This window comes from Vibrio limimangrovi (assembly GCF_054064025.1).
Genome location: NZ_JBSUGF010000008.1, coordinates 282131 through 304307 on the forward strand (window position 1 = coordinate 282131; position 22177 = coordinate 304307).

The window sequence follows — 22177 nt, forward strand, 5'->3', positions numbered from 1 at the left end:
GCTCCAGCGAGTAGGTAACAGTACTGTATCTACTTTGACGGAAGTAAAACTTACTAAATTGAGTAATAGGACAACTGGCTCCATATTAATAGATAGGGGGTAAATACTATATGTTTAATCCAAAGCCACCTGCGGGATGACTTTTCTGTTTATCAAGCACGTCAAAGGTGGAAAATCAACGTTAAGTTCAAGTTAGGACGTGTTTATGAGCGAGACGGCTAATATCGCAAAAATGGCTTCATGTGTATCAGACGAAATGTTTGAAGTATTCAAATGGAAGCGAAAAATCGTTCAGGACCATAGCTGGGAATGTGTGACTCCAGAAGATCACGGTGGAAAGGCAGATCACCCTTCTGATTGTGTTTTTTACTATCGTGATCCTTACGATAATGAAATGAAGTATGTGAACACAGATCTAAAAAGTTATGCGAAAGGCTCGATTACGAAGACGCAAATTCGAAAGGCAATGCATTCTCTTACCTACGCAACAAATTGTGCTCAGTACAATCAGAACTGGAAGGATTTGTTTACTCCAGAGGCTTCTCATACTGTCAAAGGTATGCTGTTTGTGTACAATCACTGCGGTACTTATAATGGCTCGTTTACCGAAATCATCAATGACATCAACGAACCTGATGGTGACAAAGAATATGTGAATCACCTAGACGGTTATGGACAAGTTTACGTCATGAGTCCATATAAGATAGTTGAGCTGAACAGTGTTGCTTCAGATATCCGAGTGATGATTGCTAAACAAGAGCTTCCCTTCCCTGAACAGTTCTGCTTTTTTCACCCAAGTGAGATGCTGAACAAAAATCATTTTAGCCAAGAATATTCTGAGCCAGCCACGTTAGAGGTTTTGTTTTCTTCTTGGATCATCATTAAACATGCAGCTACTGCGAAAACTGATGCAGGGTACGTTGTGTACTATATGCAAGAAGGTAATGAAGTAGATGAGTTTGTATACCTTTTAGACGCCCTTTCCTATTATCAAATACTTAATGATAAGGGTTCGGTACGTATTAAGTTGGTGAAAAAAAGTAAGCATGCTGTTTTGAAACTACGTGAAGCTGTCGGAGAGTACTTTAGAAACCTAGGGTATGATGATGAACGTATAGAAGAGTTGCAAAAAAGACTAGCCGGGGAAACCATTGCTAAAGTTATCCCACAATTTTCTGAAGTAGAAGTGGGGTTAATGGACTAATGAGCAGAGAGCATTTAAAAAACGGTAATCGTCTGTACTTCATGAATGATAAAAATATTCGTGATGGCTTGGTCGCTCAAAAGGTTAAAGCAGATCACCTTATTAAGTTCCTACAAGATAAGGGCATTTTTGTTGATCGTAACAGCTCGAAGGATGACCTTGTTGACGCTATCCAAACGATGAGGTTTGATTACTTCGACTATGTGTACCTGTCTTCGCTACTTGAACATCATGATAAGCGTGATAGCCAAGCAAAAACGGAGCTTCCGACGAAGTTTACTGCTACAAAGATTACTAAAGCTGCGGATGATTTGCGTAAAGCGTTGGCAGAAGAAGAAATTGAAGCAACACACACAATCTCGGGTAAGAAAGCGACAATAGAATTTAGCTATGTTGACATTGACTATTCGAAAGCCCCAATGCGTCAAAAAACGCCAAAGAAAGCTAAAATTGTTGTTGATTTTTCTGATGAAAATGGCACTGGGATTGATTTTCCTTCCACTGAGATGGGAAAAAAAGTTAAGACTCTCTTGGTTAAACAGCTCAATAGCCAACTACCTAAACCTGTCGCTCCTGTAGATATTGAGCTGGAACATACTACTCCAGCAAACCGAAATAAATTTTTTACTTCTCTATTAGCTTTGCCGGGCTATGAAGTATTCGACGTCGAGAAAGTTAGTGTGGCTCACTCTTCTGGCATGGATGAAGATGAAAGCGATGTAACAGGCGAATTGCGTAATGCAGCCTTGTCTGGAAAAAATCTCTTGGAGTCTGCTGTATATCAAGGTCTTGCGAAAACCAACTACAATATCTATCGTATTTCATGGAAATTGAGAGAAGTCGTCACTATCAAATCATCAGATGAATCTGGTGAAGCTGAGACGCTAGCGTCTACTGCGGATCAATCTGACTGTTTCACCGTAGAAGCTAAGTTTGATGATAGAGAGAGTTTTAAAGGTTTTAGTTTCAGTATTAAAACTGTTCAACGTTATAACCAAAGTAAAGCACAACTTAATTCTACGACTGCTAAGCCAGACAAGAATGAAGTTGATAAACTTTCTAAGCACTTGTACGACACTGCAGTGAAAATCTACACGAAACTAATTAGTGAGGGATAAAATGGGTAGTCGTATCTCATTGTTTGAATTTCAAGTTGACATGAGTATAGAGGATATAGCTAACTCGTTGATTAATATGAGATATGCTATTGGGAAAAGTTCGGGGTTCATTCTGAAAAAAGTTCAGAGAGACCGTATTTTTGCTAAGCACGTAACAGAGGTTATGTCTGAACGTTCCGTAACAAGCCCGTACGGTGACGTAGAGGTTTCGCTTATTAAAGATTATTTAGTAAACGAGTTCGAGTTGAGTCAAGGTATGCTGAAGATCAACGATGCTACAAAGAGTTTGTCTAAGTTGCGTAGTGATTTGTCATCAAGTTTGCAGTATCAATGTTCTATTTCAAGTTTTAATTTGGATCTTAAGCGTATAGCTGAAGAGATAGCAATGGAGCAAAGCACTATAAACATTACCTCTGTAGATATCGTGACCTATGATTTGCTCCCAAACAGCACATCTAGGATGTCTATAACAAGTAACCAATGTGTCATGGAGAAGGTCCTCAAGCATTTTTGCGATAAGTCATTCGAAGTAAAAAAATTGGGGATTGAGACAGACCTAGGGAAAGCAGAAATAACCCAAAAAGGTAATGTTAAGATTCATGAAACAGATAAAGCTGCAAAGTTGTTTGATGTAGTTCAGGCAAAGTTTTTAGCTTCGCGCAACTAGCTTGAATTTTCACCCTAAATTGCGCACTCGTTCCAGCGTGTAAAACCTCGCCAACTCGACGGTTTTTTTGTTTTTATGTCATGAATTAAAAGACTAATTTATATAGCCGAATGGTCACAAAGCACAATGCTGAGCGGTTGACTTAGTTGTTACTAGACCTGTCAGTGTCTAACTCAATAAACAATAAGCTCTGACAGGTCTGTATGATTTAGTTAACCTATTTATTACAAAGCTAAATTACACGATAGGAGAATGGAAAAAAGGCGTTATGTGACTTAAGCACTAGCGGTACCGCTACAAAGGAGTAGCAGTATACGCACTAATAATAGTAAGTATGATCGTTTCAGGATTCCAAACCTCATCTTCAGTTAATCCAACTTTTAGGTTAGAGCCTTCTGGGCAATCGATCGTCCAGTACTCACTACGTTTTACTGACCCATACCTACTTGTTCCTAAATTTTGTGTTCCTCTGTATTCACCCATAACTTTTTTGTCAGAGGTTATACAATAAAGCCGATAATAAATATTTACTTCACCAGTTGTCCCATTCGAATGATGTAATTCAAAAAATTTGGTCCCATTAGTATCTATTTTAGTATTCATGTAAGTATATAATTTGCTGCGATGTTTGTAAGTTTTGGAGTCTTCTAACTTTATCTTTTCTTTAGCCCCATTAGGCGTATAGTGCATAAAAACTTGCTCGGCTGAGAAGCAACTAGCTGAGAACAAGATGGATATTAAAATTGCGATAATGGATTTCATGTACATTTCTCCTGGCCAATTGACAATATTGAAAATAGACGAAGGGTTGGCGTTTTTCTGTCTCAGAATTGCGACGATTTAGGTTAAGCTGTTGCACCGTTCACAACTCAATGTGGTGTTATGCAACAGATTGTGTCTTGGGGGCATAATTGTTAAAATTTTAATTTTAAGAAGATTCAGCAATGAGTGAAAAATCAATTTTGGAAAAAGCATATGAAAGAAAAGCATTACTCTCTTATAAGTCAGACTCTTGTAAAGCTTTGAGCTCATCATTAGCTGCGGCTTCCATAGCATGGTTTGGTCTTTACCTCGCACATGCGCTAAATACTGGTGATGTTGTATATCCAATATTTGCTATAATAGGGTGTATTTTGTTACCTTCAATGTCCTATGGGTGGTACTCTAAGGGTAGAGGACACATGGTTCAGGTTGCAAAACTTGAAGCTGAATTATCAAAAAACTAAGGAGTGGAGATGTTTGAGCAAGAGATACTGTTCTTAACTATTCCGTTTTTGGCTCTCTTAGTGGGGTTTGTGTTTACCTATATTCACGTTTGGCACAATAAGTCGAAAAGAGAAGCCTCAGAGTCTCAAATTACTGAAAATATCGTGGCTCAATTGCGTGAACACAAAACCGAAGATATTCAAAAAAATGCAGAAAAAGAGAAAACGCCAGATCCAGATGAGTTAGTAAAAGAGTTGCTAGCGCAGCAATACTTAGTCGCTGAAAAACGCTGGGAAGAATTTTGCGAGGCAAATAAAATTGTTTCAGATAAGATATCTAAACTAGAAGCTAAGATGCATTCTAATCAACGAAGTAAAGTAAATCCTCGTTCCGTTGGCTTGGCTATGAGTAATTCATTGGGTGTACAGAGCTATATAGGTGAAACAAAGGCGGCTATGCAAGCTCTTTCTCTTCAGATGCCCTCCGAAATACCATACGATTTTGCTATAGAATATCGTGCTTCATTACCATCACGCTTTCGTGGAAGAGTTAAAACGCGCGATTTACAGGTTAAAGGTGCAAGTTCAAAAACAAAATAGTCAGTCATGGCTAAGTATTTAAGAGTGATTTCCAAGGTTTGGCATTCTTAGCTCTAATAGGTTTTTGTGGGGTGAGTGTTGACATTCACCCCTAAATGGCGCACTCTTTCCAGCATGCAAAACCTCGCCAACTCGGCGGGGTTTTTTTATATCTCTACAAAATTAATTTGGAGCGCCTTTCGGGGCGCTTTTTTCATTTCTGAGGGTTTCAAATGGCGTTAGCACGTTTTGAAGAGTGGAAAGAGCGAATTATTACCTACGTTGGTGGAGGCAGTATCAGCCTATACAACGAGAAGGTGTTAGCAAAAGCTCAGGAGACGGCGGAAGCTGTAGCAAGCTCTGGCCAGTCAGTGGAGCGTTTGATTTCTACAGCAGGTTTGGTTCTTATCGCTAGTCGCCTCGCTTTTGAAATCTTCGTGTTTTTTGATCAGCGTAAGTTGAAAAAGGAGCAGCAAAAAGATGGATGCAAAGCAACTGACAGAGCTGGTCGTTAGGCCAACTTTAAAAGAACTTGGTTTATACAGTACAGCCGCGGAGCAGCTGGTTGTCGGCACTATTTTTGTTGAGAGCCGGGCTAAATATCTTAAACAGATTGGTAATGGCCCTGCATTGGGCATCGTGCAAATGGAACCTGCAACGCATGACGATATTTGGCAGCACTATTTAGCTTACCGAACTGAACTAAGTGAGAAGGTAAGACAAACTACAAAAGAAGCGATTCCTAAGGAACTGATCACCAACCTGGCTTATGCGGTAGCAATGTGTCGAGTGCACTATCTGCGAGTGCCAAAGCCTTTACCCAATTCCGGTGATATTCCGGCGTTAGCGAGATACTGGAAGCAGTACTACAACACGCATCAAGGCGAAGGGGACGTTTCTGACTTCATCGATAAATTCCCGAAAGAAATACTCAAATAGCAGCGGCCTACCACGGCCGCTTTTTTATTGGAGCCAATACCATGAAAGTTTTCTTGTTTACCTTCTTCAAAAGTCTGCTTGGCTATTGGGCTGCAAAGCTACTTAGCCCTGAATCCGTGACTGAACTGCTCATTACGATCGCAGACTCACACGCGAAAAATACCAAAACCGATACTGATGACCGCTTGATTACTGTGGTGAAAAAGCACCTCGGTAAAGAGCAGTAATTCATTTTCACCACCAAGAGCAAAAACGTTAGCGTTCTGCAATGTCGTCGAGCATTGCCAGGCTTCGGCCATTTAGCAATTGTGCTTACGGTGGTGACCCTTTTGGGCAGGCGATGGTGCCTCGCTGTTTCTCTGTGTTAGCTACGACCATGAAGTAACCTGACCCGTTACTTACTCCTTAACATGAGAGCGCACGAAGAAAATCAATAAGGCACAAGCTAAGGGGCGAAACTCCCCTCATTACTGGAAACGTCAGCCACAGGCGAAGAAGCGGCGTGACACTGGAGAGACAGATTAGCGGTTTAACTCTATGACTACAGTACGATTACGTATCTCTGATGCGAAAATTAAAAGCTATCTGAAAAGTGATACTGTCACGAGGCTTAGGGATGAAAGGTATGCGTTGGAGCTGCGTTTTCATAAGTCTCGTGAGAGTGCTACTTGGTGGTTGATTGATAAGCGCAAGAATAATGGCAAGTACGGGAAACCGAAGTGGGAGCGTCTTGGCTTATGGCCACGTTTAAACGCAAAGGCTTTGTTTGAGTTGTTACCTCACAAGATAGCGAGAATGGCGACAGAGACAGACCAAGTCGTCACGGATTGGGATTGTTTCGGTGATTGTTTGCGTTGGTATGTGCAGCATATCGAATCGAACAAGGACATTTCATCGGAAAGAAAGAGTGCGGTTAAGTCAGTGGTGGTTAATCATCTGCTACCTGCACTGAGCGAATTACCTCTCTCCAATATTCGAAAGCATCACATCAAGGATTTGTTGGTTTGGCCGCTGAGAGAACGGTACGAACTCAGGACGGTGAAAGGCTATTTTGCCATTCTGAAAGCCGCGTTTAATCAGGCGTATCGAGAAGAGCATATCGTTTCTAATCCTGTTGCTGGCATGGTGTTTACTGACTTCATCAATAAGAAAATCACTCCGAATGAGGGCAAGATTCAGTCTGATGATGTAAGCCAATTGCTCGAAAGGTTAAAGGCTTATGCACTGCAAAAGCAGGTGTTTGTTTTGATGCAGTTAGCGCATGGGACACGTATTCGTGAAACCCGATTAGCTCGATGGAGCCATATCGATTGGGATGAGAACATCTGGAGGATACCGGCCTGTAATGCCAAGAACGGTGAAGCGTTGATGTTGCCAATGACCTGGCAGATTAGAAACCTGCTTCAACAATATCGGCTCACTCAGAAAGAAGGCCAGAAGTTTATATTCCCAAATACGAAAGGGGATGCGCCTATCTGTAAGGACACGGCCAACAGCACTTATGCAGAGTGGAGTGAAGGCGAGTTTACCAGCCACCATTGTCGTAAGTTAGTCGGTACAAGATTGACTGACCTTGGTGTCGATAAGTTCGTGCGTGAACGCATTCTCAATCACAAGATGTCAGACCTAGACCAAGCTTACATACACACCACGACAGAAGCCTTAAAACTCAAGGCGTTGCAGACCTATCACAACTGGTTAGATCTGCAGGGCTTTATTTTTTTTCATGGGAAGATCGCGGGAAGATCCTAAAACATGATCATCTAGCCTGAGCTTAGATTTCATAAGGGCTCAAGCATCGCTGACCGATTTAACTCTTAAGAAAATCGGTAAATTGCGGTGATTGTGATTTTTTGGATTTCTAGACGTCTAAAACCAAGAAGGGAGTAGAAGGGAGTTTTACCCCTATTTTGCCCCAAATCGCCTGATTTCAGCGTTTTTCGAGGGGTCGAAAATCGGGGCAAAAATGGGCTTTTAAAACGCTGTTCGATTGAGTTCGAAACAATTTTCCTTCAAGCCTTATTCCACGTGGGCTGCGAGAGATTTTTGGGTCCTTCCCAGATGTTCGAAAAGCCACGGGGCTGAGACTCGCCGTTTCCGCCTCGTTTTTATGTGCGGTTTCTACTCCCTTCTAACGGGCGGGTTGAGAAGGGAGTGAACCATAACGCGTAACACTAGAAGAATGTCGCTATGGCTGAAGTAAACCGAAACGAATTTGCCCGAATCATGGGCTACTCACCCAAGTGGGTGGGTGACCTCATCAAAGAAGGTTTGCCACACCAAAGCGGTGGTGGTCGAGGCAAGCCACTCATCATTGAAACGGATAAAGCCATTCAATGGATTATCGACCGAGAAATTAAAAAGCAGGTTGGCCAGTACGAAAAAGAGCACAGTGCTCCAAAGGTCGGAACCAAAGATGGTGAAGACTTATTACTGACTGCAGCCAAACGCCGCAAAGCTGAGATTGAAGCTAAGAAGGCAGAAGAAACCGTGATGGATTTGGGCGACTTGGCTCAGTTCCTTTACATGGTTGGAAACTTATTCGGCAGTGAGCTGGATGGAATAGGTGCGCGAACCGCTTTAGAGGTAGCTTCAGAACATGAACCCGCCAAGTGCAAAAACACCATTGACCGAGAAGCCAGACGTATACGCACTGCCACCGCTGACCACCTCAGTTCGTTCGTTGCTGAATATCTTGCAAAACGTAGCAGAGATGATCAGAGCGAAGCCGTTGAGGAATGCAGCGCAGTGGGCAACTGAAAACCGAATTATGCCTCCGGGCTCTCCGATACCTGGTCCGTTTGATACCACTTCTACGCCATACATGATTCCTGTCTGTGTCGCCTTTGCTGACCCAGCATATTCGAAGATTACCTTTGTGATGGGAACACAAATGGGGAAGTCGGCCACCATGCAAAACGTGATTGGCTGGCGACTTGATGATCAACCGGCACCGATTATTTACGTCGGTCCAACCGAGTCGAACATAAACAACGTTGTCGAACCGAAGATCATGGAAATGTTCCGAGAGTGTTCGGCGTTATGGATTAAGTACGACGACAAAAGTCCAAAACATAAAAAGCGTATTGGTGGTGTGTCGCTGCGTTTTGCATGGGCGGGTTCGGCGACCGAGCTGGCGTCCGACTCCGCAGTTATCACCTTGGTGGATGAGCTAGACCGACCGGATGCAAACGCAACTGGCGAAGGCTCACTAGCTGAAATTGCAGAAGCTCGTGGTGATGCTTACATCGATTCAAAACTTGGGCTGACCAGTACGCCAACACACGGCAAGGCCAGTACCTATGAACATCCAGAAACAGGAATAACTCATTGGGCTGTTGCGCCGAAAGGTAAAGTCTCCAGCCCAATCTGGTTGGAGTGGGAGCAGGGAACCCGACATGAATGGGCGGTTCCGTGTCCAGACCCAGATTGTGGTGATTACTTCATTCCACGAAGTGACTTACTTTGGTGGCCCGGTAAAGGTACCGAAAATGAAGTCTCTCCGGCTGCTGCTTCAAGAGAAGCTCGTTTAATCTGTCCTCACTGTGGTGGTCAGATTGAAGACAAACACCGCAAGGCAATGAATGCTCGCGGTGTTGCGATTGCACCTGGTCAGTATGCCAAGAAGCACGATGCCTCTTCTGTGCTAATCACCCAAGGTGGCGAGTCTACAGTAGTCCCGTTTCACTCCATGCTTCATCCATTGGAAGACAACAACCATTTCAGTATATGGGTTAGCGGTTTGTGTTCTTTCTCGGGGAAAAAGAGTTACGGCTATTTAGCGAGAAAACTCCTGCAAGCACAGAGAGGTGGTGACCCGCACCAGCTGCTTTCGGTCTACAACACTGGCTTTGGCGAGATATTTGCCGTGGTCGGTGACGCTCCTGAATGGGAAGAAGTTTATAAGTTACGTTCAACCTACGCTTCAGGCGATATACCTGATGGGGTAGACACACTCATCTGCACCGTAGACGTCCAGAAAAACCGCTTGGTATACATCGTTCGAGGCTGGATCAACGGCATGACATCGCGCCTGATTGAGTTCGGAGAGCTTTGGGGTGATACCGACAAGCCAGAGGTCTGGGGTGAACTTGATGACCTGATGGAACAAGAATGGGGTGACTTAAAAATCCGACAGTGTGGCGTCGATGCTGGCTATCGAACTGATGAAGTTTACGCTTGGGTTCGTCGCCATAAAACTCGCGCACGAGCGTTAATGGGCTGGCAAAAACTTCCTAAGCCTTTTCGTGTAACCCGTGTCGAAGTGGATAAGCAGGGCAAGGTAAGAAAGCGTGGTGACAAACGTTGGGATTTCGATGCCAGCTTAGCAAAGGCTTGGGTACACAACCGTGTTAGATGGAAGCGTGGAACCGTCGGTGACTGGTTACTGCCTTCCGATATTTCAGAGGACTACTGTAAGCAGATCGTTGCCGAAGAGTTCGATGAAGAAAAGGGCGAGTGGAACCGAGTCAGTAAGGATAACCACTTCCTCGACTGTGAAGGCATGAACTATATGGTGGCCAGAATGCTGCGACTTGACCGCAAGAAACATAAGCCGACTGATGATGAGGATGAACCTCAACCTGAGTCGGTAGCCGAAGAGGCAGAAGAAGAGCAGGAAGACGATGAAGAACGTAAGCCTGTTAAGTTTAAAAAACGTAAGCGCCGTTTAGTCCGGCGGAAAGGAAACTTTGCTAAATCATGGTAATGCCGACGACGATCACTGCAGGTCTGTCGGTCAACTTCCAACTCTCTTATCCAGATTTCCCCGCTAGTACTTGGGGAGCCACTCTCTATCTTCGTTCCGCATCCGGTAAAGCTGACATTGTCGGTACGCCGGAAGGTGAGGCGTTTCTTTTCTCTGTGCCAGCAAGTGAAACCGCGAGCTGGCCAGCGGAAGAATACAGTGTTGTGTTGCGAGTGAGTTATGGCACTGATGTTCATCAGCCATTAACCAGTCGATTGACTGTTCTGCCAGATTTGGCAGCGATGGATACTCACGACCCACGAAGTGAAGCAGAAAAAGCATTGGCAGCTATCCAGGCAACGTTGAGCAACCGTGCAACTTCTGATCAGCTCAAGTTGTCATTTGGTGGGCGCAGTCTGGAGAAAACCCCGCTTAGTGACCTGCTGAAGTTAGAGCAGCGTTTCCTTAATCGGGTAAATCAGGAGAAGCGTAAGAAGTCTGGCCGAGGACTTTTGACAGTACATAAAGTGAGGATGCGCTGATGTGGAATCCTTTTAAAACTAGAGCTCAGCCAGAGGTGAAAAAGAAACGCCGCAAAGCTCCCTATATCAAACTTAATCCTGTCTCTCGTAACCTATTTTCAGCAGCAGACCCAGACAGAAATAACAGCACTTGGGATTCCACTCCTGTACCGATTGGCAAGATGATTGACCAAAAGTTGTCTGTCTTGGTTGCCCGTTCTCGGGAGCAAATCAGTAACAACGATTACGCCCGTGGGTTTGTCCGAGAAGTTCGTAAGAACGTGCTTGGTCACAAGGGCATTATTCTTCAGGTTCGTGGAAAAGAGCTGGATGGTTCGCTCGATGCTTATGGCAATGCTGCTGTTGAAAAAGCGTTTAAGAAGTGGGGGCGAAGAGACACTTGTACGGTTGATGGCCGTCTTGACTGGCAAAGAGCCAAGCGCGTAATCCTCAACACAGTAGTCGGTAGCGGTGAGCAGTTCATAAGAATTGTAGAAGGCACCACTGCTGGGCCTTGGGGTTTTGCTATTCAGCTTATCGACCCTTTACGTGTTCCGATTCAGGTCAATGAAAGTCGACTATCAAACGGAAACATTATCCGACATGGGATTGAAATGACTCCTTACGGGCGTCCTATCGCTTACCTTGTCGAAACTAAAGCTGGCGTTTTGGCTGAACCTTTCAGGCATAGCGGTAAAGAGTTTGAGCGAGTTTCCGCCGAGGACATGCTGCACATCTATGACCAGGAACACCCAGAGCAATTCCGTGGCATACCTTGGAATCACAGCTCGCTTAGCCGGATGCGAAACTTAGCGGGATTCGAAGAAGCGTCTGTGGTTAACGCTCGAGCTGGCGCGAGTAAAACGATGGTGCTGAAAGCCGACCCAGATGTGTATGAACCGGAAGATGGGGAAGACTTTGCAGAGCCAGAAATTGAGCTTGAAGCCAACACGGTTGTGACTCTACCTCCGGGCTTTGAGCCAGTGGATTACGCTCCTGATTTTCCATCAACTGAAACCGCTACATTCTCCAAGCATATGCTGCGTGGTATCGCGACTGGCGTTGGTATTGCTTACAACACCTTTGCTAACGATCTCGAGGGCGTGAATTTCAGTTCTATTCGTCAAGGCAAGCTCGATGAGCGTGACGGTTGGAAAGAGCTTCAAGAGTGGTTCATCGAGTCAGTTTGTCAGCGCATCTATGAGCGTTGGCTGCAGTATTCACTTCTCTCCGGAAAAATCATCAATACCAATGGCAAATCTATTCCAGCCAGCCGATTAGGAAAGTTCTTAGAGGTTGAATGGCAAGCTCGCCGTTGGGAATGGGTTGATCCGCTCAAAGAAGAGAAAGCCATTACGGAAGCTCAATCAAACGCACGTAAATCACCAGGAGAAGCAATTCGAGAATCTGGTCGTGACCCTGTTGAAGTTTGGAAAGGGTACGCCGCAGATATTGCTGCCATGAGGAAGGAGGGCATACCGGAAGCAATGATTCTCCAGATATTAGGGATTACCGCCAACGCACAACCTGCAGGAGTAAATCAAAGTGAGCAAGAAGAAGACGAAACTGACAACTAGTGACCTTATTCGTCAGGTTACTGGTCAGCCTGTGTATCGGAACTACACGGTTGAGTCAGTGGATGAAGAAAGCCGCACGGTTGAGCTGGCGTTCTCCAGTGAGTACCCGGTGGAAAGGTGGTTTGGCTACGAAGTCCTCGATCATTCCTCTGGTGCGGTACGAATGGAGCGGTTTGAGGCGGGTGCCTCTGCGTTGGTTAATCACGATTGGGATGACCTGGTCGGAGTGATTGAGTCAGCTCGTGTTGAAAAGGGAAATGGACGTGCCGTTGTTCGCTTCGGTACTAGTCCACGGGCGGAGGAAATTTGGCAAGACGTTAAAGATGGCATTCGTCAGCACGTTTCTATCGGCTACATCGTGCATGCGATGGTGCTGGAGAGTGATGAAGATGATGTTCGCACTTACCGCGTGACAGATTGGGAGCCATTTGAGCTCTCTTTTGTCACCGTTCCCGCTGACCCTTCCGTTGGTGTAGGGCGCAGCTTAGATACAACCAAATATCAAAACCATCTGCGTGATATGGGGATCATCATCCCAGCTGGCGCAGCAGAAAATGAACCTGAAATAATTGATAAACGGAGCAATCCTATGAAAGAAAAAGTCCTGCGTGATGCCAGTGGCCGTTTGGTACGTGCAAAAGTTGATGAGAACAATGCCATTGTAGAAGTGTTGGAAGTGATCGAAGAAGCCGGCACTGAGCGCCAAGCAGGTGCGGAAGCAGAACAAAACCGAGTGCGTGACATTCTTGATCTGTTTGAGCAGTACGGTAGCCGCGGTGTTGACCCTAATGCTTATCTTCGTGATAAAACGAAGACCGCTGCCGACTATCAACGTGCCTTGCTCGATGCGGCAAGTGAAAATGGCGGTACGCCAGCTGGTTCACGTAGCGCAACACCAACCGTTGCAGACAGTCCTGATATCGGTCTATCTGATAATGAAATTCGCCAGTATTCATTCCTCAATGTTCTGCGTTACCTTTCTCAACCAACGAACGAAAAATACCGACGAGCCGCTGCGTTTGAGTTAGAAGCATCCGAAGCAGCTGCCGACAAGATGAAGCGTGAAGCGCAAGGTGTTATCGTGCCTAATGACGTTCTCCGTGCTGCTGCTCCAGTGAGTAAAACTGGTACTGGCGGCAACTTGGTTGCAACGGAACATATGGCAGGTAGCTTCATTGACATGCTTTACAACAAGTCAGCGGTGATGAACTACGCGACAACACTGACTGGGCTGGTGGGTGACCTCTCAATCCCGACTCAGGAAGGTGGTGCAACGGGCTACTGGCTTGGTGAAGACGTTGATGCAACGCTATCTGAAATCACCTTTGGTGAGCGTGGCTTGCAGAACCGTACTTGTGCGGCTCTGGTTGAGATGACACGTAAAATGCTGATGCAGTCTTCTCCAGACGTCGAAATGTTAGCTCGCGCTGACATCGCGAAGGCACTGGCTCTGACCATCGATAAAGCTGCTATGTACGGTACAGGTGGTGATCAACCGCTTGGATTAGCGAACATCACTGGTGTGAACGGCGTGAACTTCGCGGCAGTGAATCCTACTTACCAAGAAATCGTGAATATGGAGACTGAAATCACGGCAGATAATGCTGATGTTGGCTCCATGCTCTACATGATGAACGCTACGGGTCGTGGCCACTGTAAGACAACTCAGAAGTTTGACGGCACCAATGGCGCACCTATCTGGGAAGGTGGTAACACTGTCAACGGGTACGGTACGCACATTTCCAACCAGATTGAGACTGGCGACTACTGGTTCGGTGTGTGGTCTGAAATGTTGATTGGCCTGTGGGGTGGTCTGGACTTAACCATTGACCCATACACTCACAGTGCCAAAGGTCGCTTGCGCGTAGTCGCGTTCCAGGATGCTGACGTCACTGTCCGTCATCCAGCTTCGTTCTGTTTAGGCAAAAAGCCAGCAGCGTAATTAATCCCAGTAACCATCTAAGCCACTCTGCATGAGTGGCTTTTTATTTGGAGAAACAAAATGTCTGTTCAAGCAATTGTAGTCACCCAACCATTCCGATGTAACGGCCAATTAGTGAAACCAGATACCGTGCTTGAAGTCGGTCAAGGCTGTGATGTAACCCCATCAGAAGCCCGTTCTCTGGTCGGACAAAAGAAAGCAGTTTGGGTTCCAGAAGACGAACTCGAAGTAGAAGAAGACGAAGATGAGTAATTGGTCTCAATCAGTATCTGAAATGGACTCTGCCTTATTTGATGCGTTCGGAGAGTCCGCTGTCATTGCGGGTCAATCTGCAGAAGTGGTCCCAACTACATCACAAGATCAATTTGGGATGATGGCCGCAAATGTGACCCGTTTGTCTATTTCCGGCTCATCAGGTGTGAAGGTACGTAAGGGTGACAAGGTCACTTATAAAAGCCGCGGTTATGTAGTGGCTGACGTGCCCGAATACCATGATGGCTTAATCAGTTTTGATCTGAAATGAATGAACTAGACCGCCAATTGGCAACTGCAGTAAAGAACCTCAGTGCGTTAGATGAAAAAGCGGTACCTCGTGCCAGTTCTATGGCAATAAACCGTATCGCCACCCGAGCAATCAGTCACTCAGTGAAAGACACTTCCAAGGCGGTCAAGGTTCAGCAAAAAATCATCCGACGTTACGCCAGAGTATCCAAAAAAGCATCACCAAAGCAGCCTGTTGCTTATGTGCGAGTGAGGCGTACCGACATCCCAGCCATTCACATAGGGGAAGCGCGTACACAAATTCGGCGTAAAAAAGGACGTTACCAGGTGCAAAGTGCGACCCGTGGTAAAGATGGCCGTTATAACAAGCGCGACATATCTGGCTTTACGTCCATCAAAGTAGGTAAGCATAAATTTAATAATGCTTTTCTACAGAAATTGGAGAATGGCAAGTGGCACATCATGCAACGTACCAGTGAGTCACGTTACCCAATCAAGATGTGCGCGATTCCAATCAAGAATGAAATCACCACGGCATTTGAAGCCAATAGCAAAAAGCTCATGAAGACGGACATGCCTAAAGAGCTTTCTTATGCCATGAGCCATCAAATCAGACTTGTTATTAGGAGAGAAGTAGGGCGTGGAAATTAACAAACAGATTCGAAATCAGGTCATTGCTGACTTGGAAGCTGCATTGGTTGACGGTGAAGGACAGCCACTCATTGCTGCGTATTTTTCTGGTCGAGGCGAGCCAGTTACTGCCAGTGATGATGGTGAAACCGGATACCTAGAAGTACCAGCCATTTCCGTCTACATGCTCGATGGTGAATCAACTGGGCAGGACTTTGATGAAGAGGAATGGAGCTCGGTACTTGCTGTGGAAATTATGGACTTGGCCACTAATCAACTGGATGACGACCTCGATAGCTTTAGTGAGAAAGTTCGGGCCGTAATTGACCGTAATTACAGCGCTAACGGATTATTAAGCCTTTGCAATCGTGAAGGGTTTTCGTATGTCCGAGAGGAGGGAGCGCCATGGGGCTCCTTGGTTTTAACATTTTCAATTGAATACACCGAAGAGGTTTAATCATGGCAGGAACATTAGATCCAACCAAAGCAGTAAAAGGCGCTGGTACTACATTTTGGCGCTTGAATGATGGTGAAACCATCGACGTGGTTGATGACTACTTTCAAGACACCAAGTGGACGCAGCTTGCAGGTGTCCGAGAAATTCAAGGTGCTGAACTAACTTGCGAAGACGAAGAGGACAACTACCTCGATGATCCAGAAGCGGATTGGGCGAAAACGACACCTGGTCAAAAGTCGGCAGGCGAGACGACCATTACCTTAGTTTGGAAGCCAGGTGAAACGGGTCAGCAACAGCTGATTACCGATTTTGAAAGTGATGTGGTTGGTACTTATCGCATCATGTTCCCAAATGGCACACCAGATATCTACCCGGGTTACATCAACTCTTTAGGCAAAGCCGTCACTATCAAAGAGAAAATTACTCGCACGGTAAAAATCAAGAACGTTGGTAAGCCAATTACCGCTGAAGACGCACTGATTGAACAAGCCAATGCAGGAGTATAAGAACGATGGCATTTCTGAAAGAGAAAACCATTCCGGTTGGTGAGCAAGAGCTCACCATCCGTCAGCTTTCTGGTCTAGACCGATTCGACTTTATGGACTTTTGTTCAGACCAAACTGTACCGGAACAGCTTGAAGCACCCAAAGAAGACGCAAACCAAGAAGAAAAGGAAGCGTTTTTGGTTAAGGCGAGCAAAGTCGCTAAGCAATGGGACCGTTTGAATTTCATTATGTGCGCAAGGTTAGTTGCGTTTGGTTCGCACTTTGATATCCCTGATATCGAAAAACGTCACCAACACATTATGGCATCGATGTCAGTAGAGCAAATTAAATATGTGCATGATGAGGTCGCTAAGCTATCAGGTATGGAGCTACCAGCACCAGAAGAAGATGCTAAAGAAACTGAAACTGAGCTTGACGATAAGGAACCCGTCGACCCAAAAGCTTAATTCGGGCTGAAAAGCGGTTCGCCCAAGACCTCGCTCGTGAGTTTGGTCATGTTTGTTGGCGAACCATGCTTGCCTCAGTCAGCAGTGAAACGGTTATCGAGTGGCAAGAATATTTTTCTGAGCAAGGCTTTACATCCCAGATGGATAACTGGAGGTTTGCTGTCAGTTGTGCATCGAACTGGAATGTCACCTCCTTGGCTGCAGGCATTAAGTTAGACGAACCCATTTCCTACCGCGATTTCTTACCCGCCACTGGCGAGCCCGAAGAACCCCGTGAATATACCGATGAAGAGCTGATGGCGATGAGCGAATCAGCAGGAGGATTCCGCATTGAGCGCCCAGATTGCTGATTTTAATATTCGCTTCAATACTGAAACAGCCAAGTTTCAGAAAGACGTGGATTACGCCAAGAAGATGCTGCGCGGCTACACAAAAGAAGCCAAAGTAGCTAACGATGAAACGGGAAATTTCGACCGACAACTCAAAGTCGCTGGAGCCAATTTTAAAGAATTTGGCAGAGGCACTTTGCAAGTCGCCGGCATGATCACTGCAGGAATGACTGCCACCGTCGCTGCAAGTGCTTACGTTGTTCGTCAAAGCGCTCAACAAGCTCGAGAAATTGAGCGACAAGCCACTGTTGCTCAGGTCTCAGTTGAGCGGATTCAAGCCTTAGCCTATGCCTCTCAGCAATATAATATTGAAGGCGACAGAATGTCGGACATCCTCAAGGATGTGAACGATAAGCTAGGTGACTTCTCCGAGAACGAAGGCGGTGAGTTTGCCGACTTTATGGAGAATATCGCGCCTAAAGTCGGCCTCACTATCGAGAAGCTGCAACAACTATCCGGTCCAGAAGTTCTCATCGCGGTGAAAACTGCGATGGATGCTGCCAACGTTCCGATGAAAAGTCAGATTTTCTATCTGGAAAGTATCGCCAATGATGCCTCGGCATTAATGCCATTGCTGGATAACCAAGGCCAAAAGCTTTATGAGTTAACTCAACACTACCAAGATATGAACGTGGCTATGTCTCAGTTTGACATCAGCCAGTTCAAGCAAATGGACCAACAAATTGGTGACATGGAGCTAAAGCTTGGTAAAGCGTTTAGTGGTCTTTCTCGACAAGTGACATTCAGCCTTCTACCTGCATTAGATGATGTAAATATCTTTGTCGACGGTTTGACGAAAGGTGTAAGAGATTACACGAATCAGATTGAAGCCTTTGGTCTCGCCTCAGCAACGTTGAATGTGTTCTCTGGCACTACGATGCGTGAAAAGCACCGTGAAATTTTCGGTGAAATGATCGAGCTAGAGGAAGAGCTTAAAGAATATGAAGGCGTAGATATCAACAAGCTGCCGAGTGTTAATCCATTTGGTAAAAGTCGTAATGAATGGTTCAACTTACAGCGTGATCTCGCAATGAAGCGTGATGAGCTTAAAGAACTGAATGACAAAGTGGTAGAGCAGCAAAAGCGTTGGTCAAGCAACTTCGATTACAAAGGCTCAGGGAGTGGTAACGACAATGACACTGGCAGTGGTAGTGGTTCAGGTACAGATAAGGATTTAGAACGACAGCAAGCAGCAAGTGCATCCAGACTATCATCACTGGACACACAGTACGCAAACGAACGTGAAAAGCTCTTGTTGGCACACGAGCAGCGCGTTGAAGACATTGAAAACCTCAACCTCTCAGAACAAGAAATTGCAAAACGTGGCTTTGAGTCTCTGGCTGCAATAAAAGCAGAGTACAAAGAGCGTGAAAAGGAGTTTTACGCTGCTGAGCAAGAAGAGTTTGAAACTAAACAAGAAGAAGCACTTCAGCGCCAGTTTGATGCTCACAACGCTGCAGAAGATGCGAAAACCGATAAAACCAGAAGGGCAGCACAACAACGTGCAGATACAGAAAATCGCATTGAAAAATCTGTATTGGCAATGAAATTTAGCGTGGCGTCGCAAGGACTTTCATTGATTGCACAAAATGCCAAAGAAGGATCGTTAATTCAAAAGGCCGCATTCGCGGCGCAAAAAGGCATGGCCGCTGCTCAGGTATACATGCAGGGTGAAGTAGCAGCAGCAGCAGCATTGGCTCCGCCTCCTATAGGTTTAGGTCCAATCGCTGGTGCTGGTCAGGCAAGCATCATTAGAACCCTTGCTGCTGTGAGTGCTGGGATGATTATGGGGCAAGCCATCGCCGGCATGGCGCATAACGGTATCAGTGAAGTTCCGATGTACGGTGGTCGCAGTGAATCGAACTGGACGCTAAAAGCAGGTGAGCGAGTTTACACCAACGAATCAGCGCGACGCATTGACCAAATGTACCAAGCCACCATGGCAATCTATCGCCAGCGATTTGCTGCTAACGACCCAACCATGGCCTACCAAAACCGTATAGCTGGAAACAGTAGCCCCGCCAATGTCATGGTGAATTTGGTTGAAGACGCGAGCCGTGCAGGAACCGTGGAGCAATCGAACGATGGGGACCTGGTTACCCTAGATATTAAGGTTGCCAAGATTCTGCAATCGTCATCGTCTCAAAGCGCTCAGGTCATGAAAACTCGATACAGGACTCAACAGTATGGCAGTTAAATTTACCTACCCAAGCATGTTGCCGGTGCCGTTATTGTCTGCGTATAGCCTCAATCAGCAGTCTAGTGTGATTACGACAGAGTTCAGCACTGGCCGAGTTAGAGCGAGGCAGTTAAAAGACCGCCCGAGCACCATGAAAGCTGTCTGGCGTATTGATGAGTCAATGGCCGAGATGTTTGAAAGTGCGCTCGAAAACTGGCTGCTAGGCCGCTGGTTTCTTATCAAGATTAGGCTTCCACGAAGCGAACGTATGCAGGAAGTGGAAGCGCTAATCACCAAAGACCCAAGAGAAAAACGCAAACCAAGCAGCAGAAACCTTTCCAAATGGGAATACACCGGCGAATTATTAATTAAACCGTTGCCACAAATGGACGAAGGCAAACTGCTGGACGCGATGCTGGCCCCGAACACCTTTGCTGAGCTGATTGAACAGCTCGAAACCACCATGATGGAGTTACCTTAATGTCCAATTTCCCTGATTTATTGACCGATTTTGACAATGCAGTGCAAGCGCTAAAAGTCAAACTAAGCTCCGATGAAAATGCGAGCACCACGTATAACGGTGAAGAAATCATATCCATCGTTGGGGATGTGGAGGCGCGCTACAGTGCACTGAAAGCACTATTTGCTGAAAATGGTGGCGCTGCCCTTGTCGGTACTGCTAACGGTATCACCGTGCAGGAAAAGTTTAATGCTCTAGTGTCCGATCTTTATGAGTTAAAAAGCTCGGGTGGTGCTGATTTAATTGGCACCTATAACGGTAGTGATGTGCAGGCTGAGCTGGATGCCTTAACTGCCAATCAGCAATCAGGCGTAGTTGTATTTCAAACCTATGCGTTACTTGATGCTTACACACCTGCGAATTCGACCGAGGAAAAAGGGTCATTTAAGGTGGCTAATGACCCAGATTCCTCGTTAAATGGCTATTACACTTACGATTCAAGTACGACCAGTTATATAAAAGATGCCAGTTTAGTTGCTAGTGAAATAGATAAAGCCAATACGAGTGATCCTGTCAGCGGTGCCGCTGTCTACAATGAATTAATTAGACGAGTTATTACTCCAAGTCTGTTTGACGAATCCACAGTTCACTATAACCGCCAGTTGCCGCTGGGTGGAGTGTTCCCTGAAGATACCGCCCGTGATGCATCTGACTTTATTGATGTTTCAGGGTTAGATACGCTAACTGTATCAACTGCAGATGATAAGTTGGTTTGTGGTGGCATTGCTTTTTATGAAGAGCTCACTTCTACAAGTGCAACGCATGTAGGAGATTATTCTAACTACATATCAGAATTTACTGCAGAAGTGCCAGCAAGTGCTAAATATGCTGTGCTAGTACTGCGAAGAGATACCGCTGGAAGCACTGGCGAAGGGTTACCTTACTATGGTGATAGTTGCGTTGTGTATCAAGGTGATAACACTGTGGTGACTGAAGCTAGGCTAAAGAAAGAGGTAGATACGATTAATGCCAGTCTCACGGAGTATTATAAAGTACCTTCAATCTTTGATGAATCCACGGTTCACTATAACTATCAACTCCCTTCCGGTGGAAGTTTTCCGCAAAATACCACTCGTGACGTATCTGACTTTATTGATGTGTCGAATGCAACATTTATAAGTGTATCAACATCGGATGAGAAATTGGTCTGTGGCGGTATTGCATTTTATGAAGAAACCACATCGACAACGGCGACCCCTGTAGGGTCTTACAGCGATTATGTGCCAGAATTTACAGCCGCAGTACCAGAAGGTGCTAAATATGCTGTATTAGTGCTGCGAAGAGATACAGCCGGAAGCACTGGCGAAGGATTACCTTATTATGGTGATAGTTGTATCGTTATTCGGGATGGTGATAATTTAGTTAATGAAGAACGATTATCCGAAGCGCTCCTTTCCGTCGGTGATAACCCTACATCTGGTAAAACTCTTTCTATATTCACAAGCAGCAACGGTCATCCAAATTACGGGACTTGGGCTGTCGATTTGGCTGCTGATTTAGGGATGACATTAAACAATAGTGGTGCATACCCAGGCGCTTCGTATCCGTTGTTATCTGAGGGAGGGAATTCTATTGTCACAAGCATTGAAGAATACAATACGAATTACCCAGAACCAGTTGATATCATTATGTTCAATAGTGGTTCAAACGATATAGCGTTGAGCGGTCTTACCCTTGGTGATTTTGATACAGTGATTAGTAAGACGTTGAGCGAGATACGTGCTTCTAATGACTCTACTTTCGGAATAAACACATTCTATGGTGCCGCCAGGTATTGTTTTGAAACGATGCAAACAGCCCAACCCTCAGCAACGATCTTCGTTATGACACCGTTTCAATGGTATGAGCCTTATTGCAGCAATTTCTTTAACACTCTGTATGAGCCACTAAAGAAAATCGCGAGAAGGTGTGGTTGCACCGTTATCGACTGTTTTGGTGAGGGTACATTTAACTCCGCATTTGAATCGCAAGGGTCAGTCGGCAAGTACACAGTTGATGGCATTCACGTGAAGCTCAACAGCAACATTAATGATGCTGGTCGATTGGTTCAGAGAAGGTTTCTAGCGCGCCAGTTGCGCACTAAGTATTATTCGATCAATGAGTAATGCCT

The 22177-nt window shown here is 45.5% G+C and carries 25 protein-coding genes; 24 read left to right on the plus strand and 1 reads right to left on the minus strand.

The features are described from left to right. Positions 1 to 205: 205 nt before the first annotated feature. Genes ACWYU8_RS12035 through ACWYU8_RS12045 form a run of 3 tightly spaced genes read left to right on the plus strand, consistent with a single transcriptional unit; the run spans position 206 to position 2989 of the window. Positions 206 to 1204 carry a hypothetical protein gene (locus ACWYU8_RS12035; protein ID WP_457519802.1) on the plus strand — a complete coding sequence of 333 codons (999 nt, stop codon included), beginning with the start codon at positions 206 to 208 and terminating at the stop codon, positions 1202 to 1204. Next, positions 1204 to 2322, plus strand: a complete 1119-nt coding sequence (locus tag ACWYU8_RS12040; RefSeq protein ID WP_457519803.1) for a hypothetical protein — start codon at positions 1204 to 1206, stop codon at positions 2320 to 2322. Before ACWYU8_RS12035 ends, ACWYU8_RS12040 begins: the two co-directional genes overlap by 1 nt. Before the next feature lies 1 nt (position 2323). After that, the gene (locus ACWYU8_RS12045) at positions 2324 to 2989 is read left to right on the plus strand and encodes a hypothetical protein (protein WP_457519804.1); all 666 of its coding nucleotides are present in this window, start codon (positions 2324 to 2326) and stop codon (positions 2987 to 2989) included. A gap of 294 nt (positions 2990 to 3283) precedes the next feature. On the opposite strand, the gene ACWYU8_RS12050 is transcribed toward ACWYU8_RS12045, so the two are convergent. Then, on the minus strand, positions 3284 to 3751 hold the full coding sequence (locus ACWYU8_RS12050) for a hypothetical protein (RefSeq protein ID WP_457519805.1): 468 nt from the start codon (positions 3749 to 3751) through the stop codon (positions 3284 to 3286). Between the two features lie 182 nt (positions 3752 to 3933). On the opposite strand from ACWYU8_RS12050, the gene ACWYU8_RS12055 reads away from it, so the two are divergent. From ACWYU8_RS12055 to ACWYU8_RS12155, 21 genes are all read left to right on the plus strand, one after another. After that, the gene (locus ACWYU8_RS12055; RefSeq protein ID WP_457519806.1) at positions 3934 to 4215 is read left to right on the plus strand and encodes a hypothetical protein; all 282 of its coding nucleotides are present in this window, start codon (positions 3934 to 3936) and stop codon (positions 4213 to 4215) included. Positions 4216 to 4224: 9 nt separating this feature from the next. Further along, positions 4225 to 4794 (plus strand): hypothetical protein, encoded by a 570-nt coding sequence (locus ACWYU8_RS12060; RefSeq protein WP_457519807.1) that lies wholly within the window; start codon positions 4225 to 4227, stop codon positions 4792 to 4794. A 212-nt stretch (positions 4795 to 5006) separates the two neighbouring features. Continuing rightward, positions 5007 to 5288 carry a hypothetical protein gene (locus tag ACWYU8_RS12065; protein ID WP_020333072.1) on the plus strand — a complete coding sequence of 94 codons (282 nt, stop codon included), beginning with the start codon at positions 5007 to 5009 and terminating at the stop codon, positions 5286 to 5288. Next, positions 5254 to 5712: a hypothetical protein gene (locus tag ACWYU8_RS12070; RefSeq protein ID WP_457519808.1), complete on the plus strand. Its 459-nt coding sequence runs from the start codon at positions 5254 to 5256 to the stop codon at positions 5710 to 5712. The genes ACWYU8_RS12065 and ACWYU8_RS12070 overlap by 35 nt, the downstream gene beginning before the upstream one ends. A gap of 41 nt (positions 5713 to 5753) precedes the next feature. Further along, positions 5754 to 5939 carry a hypothetical protein gene (locus ACWYU8_RS12075; protein ID WP_020333074.1) on the plus strand — a complete coding sequence of 62 codons (186 nt, stop codon included), beginning with the start codon at positions 5754 to 5756 and terminating at the stop codon, positions 5937 to 5939. A gap of 310 nt (positions 5940 to 6249) precedes the next feature. After that, positions 6250 to 7464, plus strand: a complete 1215-nt coding sequence (locus ACWYU8_RS12080; protein ID WP_457519809.1) for a tyrosine-type recombinase/integrase — start codon at positions 6250 to 6252, stop codon at positions 7462 to 7464. 438 nt (positions 7465 to 7902) lie between these two features. Beyond that, positions 7903 to 8472 (plus strand): terminase small subunit, encoded by a 570-nt coding sequence (locus tag ACWYU8_RS12085; protein WP_206969933.1) that lies wholly within the window; start codon positions 7903 to 7905, stop codon positions 8470 to 8472. Further along, complete coding sequence (locus tag ACWYU8_RS12090) at positions 8366 to 10420, plus strand: terminase gpA endonuclease subunit (protein WP_457520187.1); 2055 nt, start codon at positions 8366 to 8368, stop codon at positions 10418 to 10420. Before ACWYU8_RS12085 ends, ACWYU8_RS12090 begins: the two co-directional genes overlap by 107 nt. Further along, complete coding sequence (locus ACWYU8_RS12095) at positions 10414 to 10941, plus strand: hypothetical protein (protein WP_457519810.1); 528 nt, start codon at positions 10414 to 10416, stop codon at positions 10939 to 10941. The genes ACWYU8_RS12090 and ACWYU8_RS12095 overlap by 7 nt, the downstream gene beginning before the upstream one ends. After that, the gene (locus ACWYU8_RS12100; protein ID WP_457519811.1) at positions 10941 to 12497 is read left to right on the plus strand and encodes a phage portal protein; all 1557 of its coding nucleotides are present in this window, start codon (positions 10941 to 10943) and stop codon (positions 12495 to 12497) included. Before ACWYU8_RS12095 ends, ACWYU8_RS12100 begins: the two co-directional genes overlap by 1 nt. Continuing rightward, a complete protein-coding gene (locus ACWYU8_RS12105; protein ID WP_457519812.1) occupies positions 12466 to 14439 on the plus strand; it encodes a phage major capsid protein in 1974 nt (657 codons plus the stop codon). Before ACWYU8_RS12100 ends, ACWYU8_RS12105 begins: the two co-directional genes overlap by 32 nt. 60 nt (positions 14440 to 14499) lie before the next feature. Then, positions 14500 to 14691 (plus strand): hypothetical protein, encoded by a 192-nt coding sequence (locus ACWYU8_RS12110; RefSeq protein WP_457519813.1) that lies wholly within the window; start codon positions 14500 to 14502, stop codon positions 14689 to 14691. After that, entirely contained in the window at positions 14684 to 14962 is a 279-nt protein-coding gene (locus tag ACWYU8_RS12115) for a sugar transporter (RefSeq protein ID WP_273994045.1), read from the plus strand. Before ACWYU8_RS12110 ends, ACWYU8_RS12115 begins: the two co-directional genes overlap by 8 nt. Continuing rightward, positions 14959 to 15591, plus strand: coding sequence for a phage tail protein (locus tag ACWYU8_RS12120; protein ID WP_457519814.1), 633 nt, complete (start codon positions 14959 to 14961; stop codon positions 15589 to 15591). Before ACWYU8_RS12115 ends, ACWYU8_RS12120 begins: the two co-directional genes overlap by 4 nt. Continuing rightward, on the plus strand, positions 15581 to 16027 hold the full coding sequence (gpU, locus tag ACWYU8_RS12125) for a phage tail terminator protein (RefSeq protein WP_457519815.1): 447 nt from the start codon (positions 15581 to 15583) through the stop codon (positions 16025 to 16027). Before ACWYU8_RS12120 ends, gpU begins: the two co-directional genes overlap by 11 nt. Positions 16028 to 16029: 2 nt before the next feature. Continuing rightward, positions 16030 to 16533, plus strand: a complete 504-nt coding sequence (locus ACWYU8_RS12130; RefSeq protein ID WP_318148443.1) for a phage tail tube protein — start codon at positions 16030 to 16032, stop codon at positions 16531 to 16533. A gap of 5 nt (positions 16534 to 16538) precedes the next feature. Beyond that, positions 16539 to 16979: a phage minor tail protein domain-containing protein gene (locus tag ACWYU8_RS12135; protein ID WP_457519816.1), complete on the plus strand. Its 441-nt coding sequence runs from the start codon at positions 16539 to 16541 to the stop codon at positions 16977 to 16979. A 65-nt stretch (positions 16980 to 17044) separates the two neighbouring features. After that, the gene (locus ACWYU8_RS12140) at positions 17045 to 17329 is read left to right on the plus strand and encodes a phage tail assembly protein T (protein ID WP_457519817.1); all 285 of its coding nucleotides are present in this window, start codon (positions 17045 to 17047) and stop codon (positions 17327 to 17329) included. Then, positions 17310 to 19565 carry a hypothetical protein gene (locus ACWYU8_RS12145; protein WP_457519818.1) on the plus strand — a complete coding sequence of 752 codons (2256 nt, stop codon included), beginning with the start codon at positions 17310 to 17312 and terminating at the stop codon, positions 19563 to 19565. The genes ACWYU8_RS12140 and ACWYU8_RS12145 overlap by 20 nt, the downstream gene beginning before the upstream one ends. Then, positions 19555 to 20028 (plus strand): hypothetical protein, encoded by a 474-nt coding sequence (locus ACWYU8_RS12150; RefSeq protein WP_457519819.1) that lies wholly within the window; start codon positions 19555 to 19557, stop codon positions 20026 to 20028. The genes ACWYU8_RS12145 and ACWYU8_RS12150 overlap by 11 nt, the downstream gene beginning before the upstream one ends. Next, a complete protein-coding gene (locus ACWYU8_RS12155; RefSeq protein ID WP_457519820.1) occupies positions 20028 to 22172 on the plus strand; it encodes a hypothetical protein in 2145 nt (714 codons plus the stop codon). The genes ACWYU8_RS12150 and ACWYU8_RS12155 overlap by 1 nt, the downstream gene beginning before the upstream one ends. Positions 22173 to 22177 lie beyond the last annotated feature (5 nt).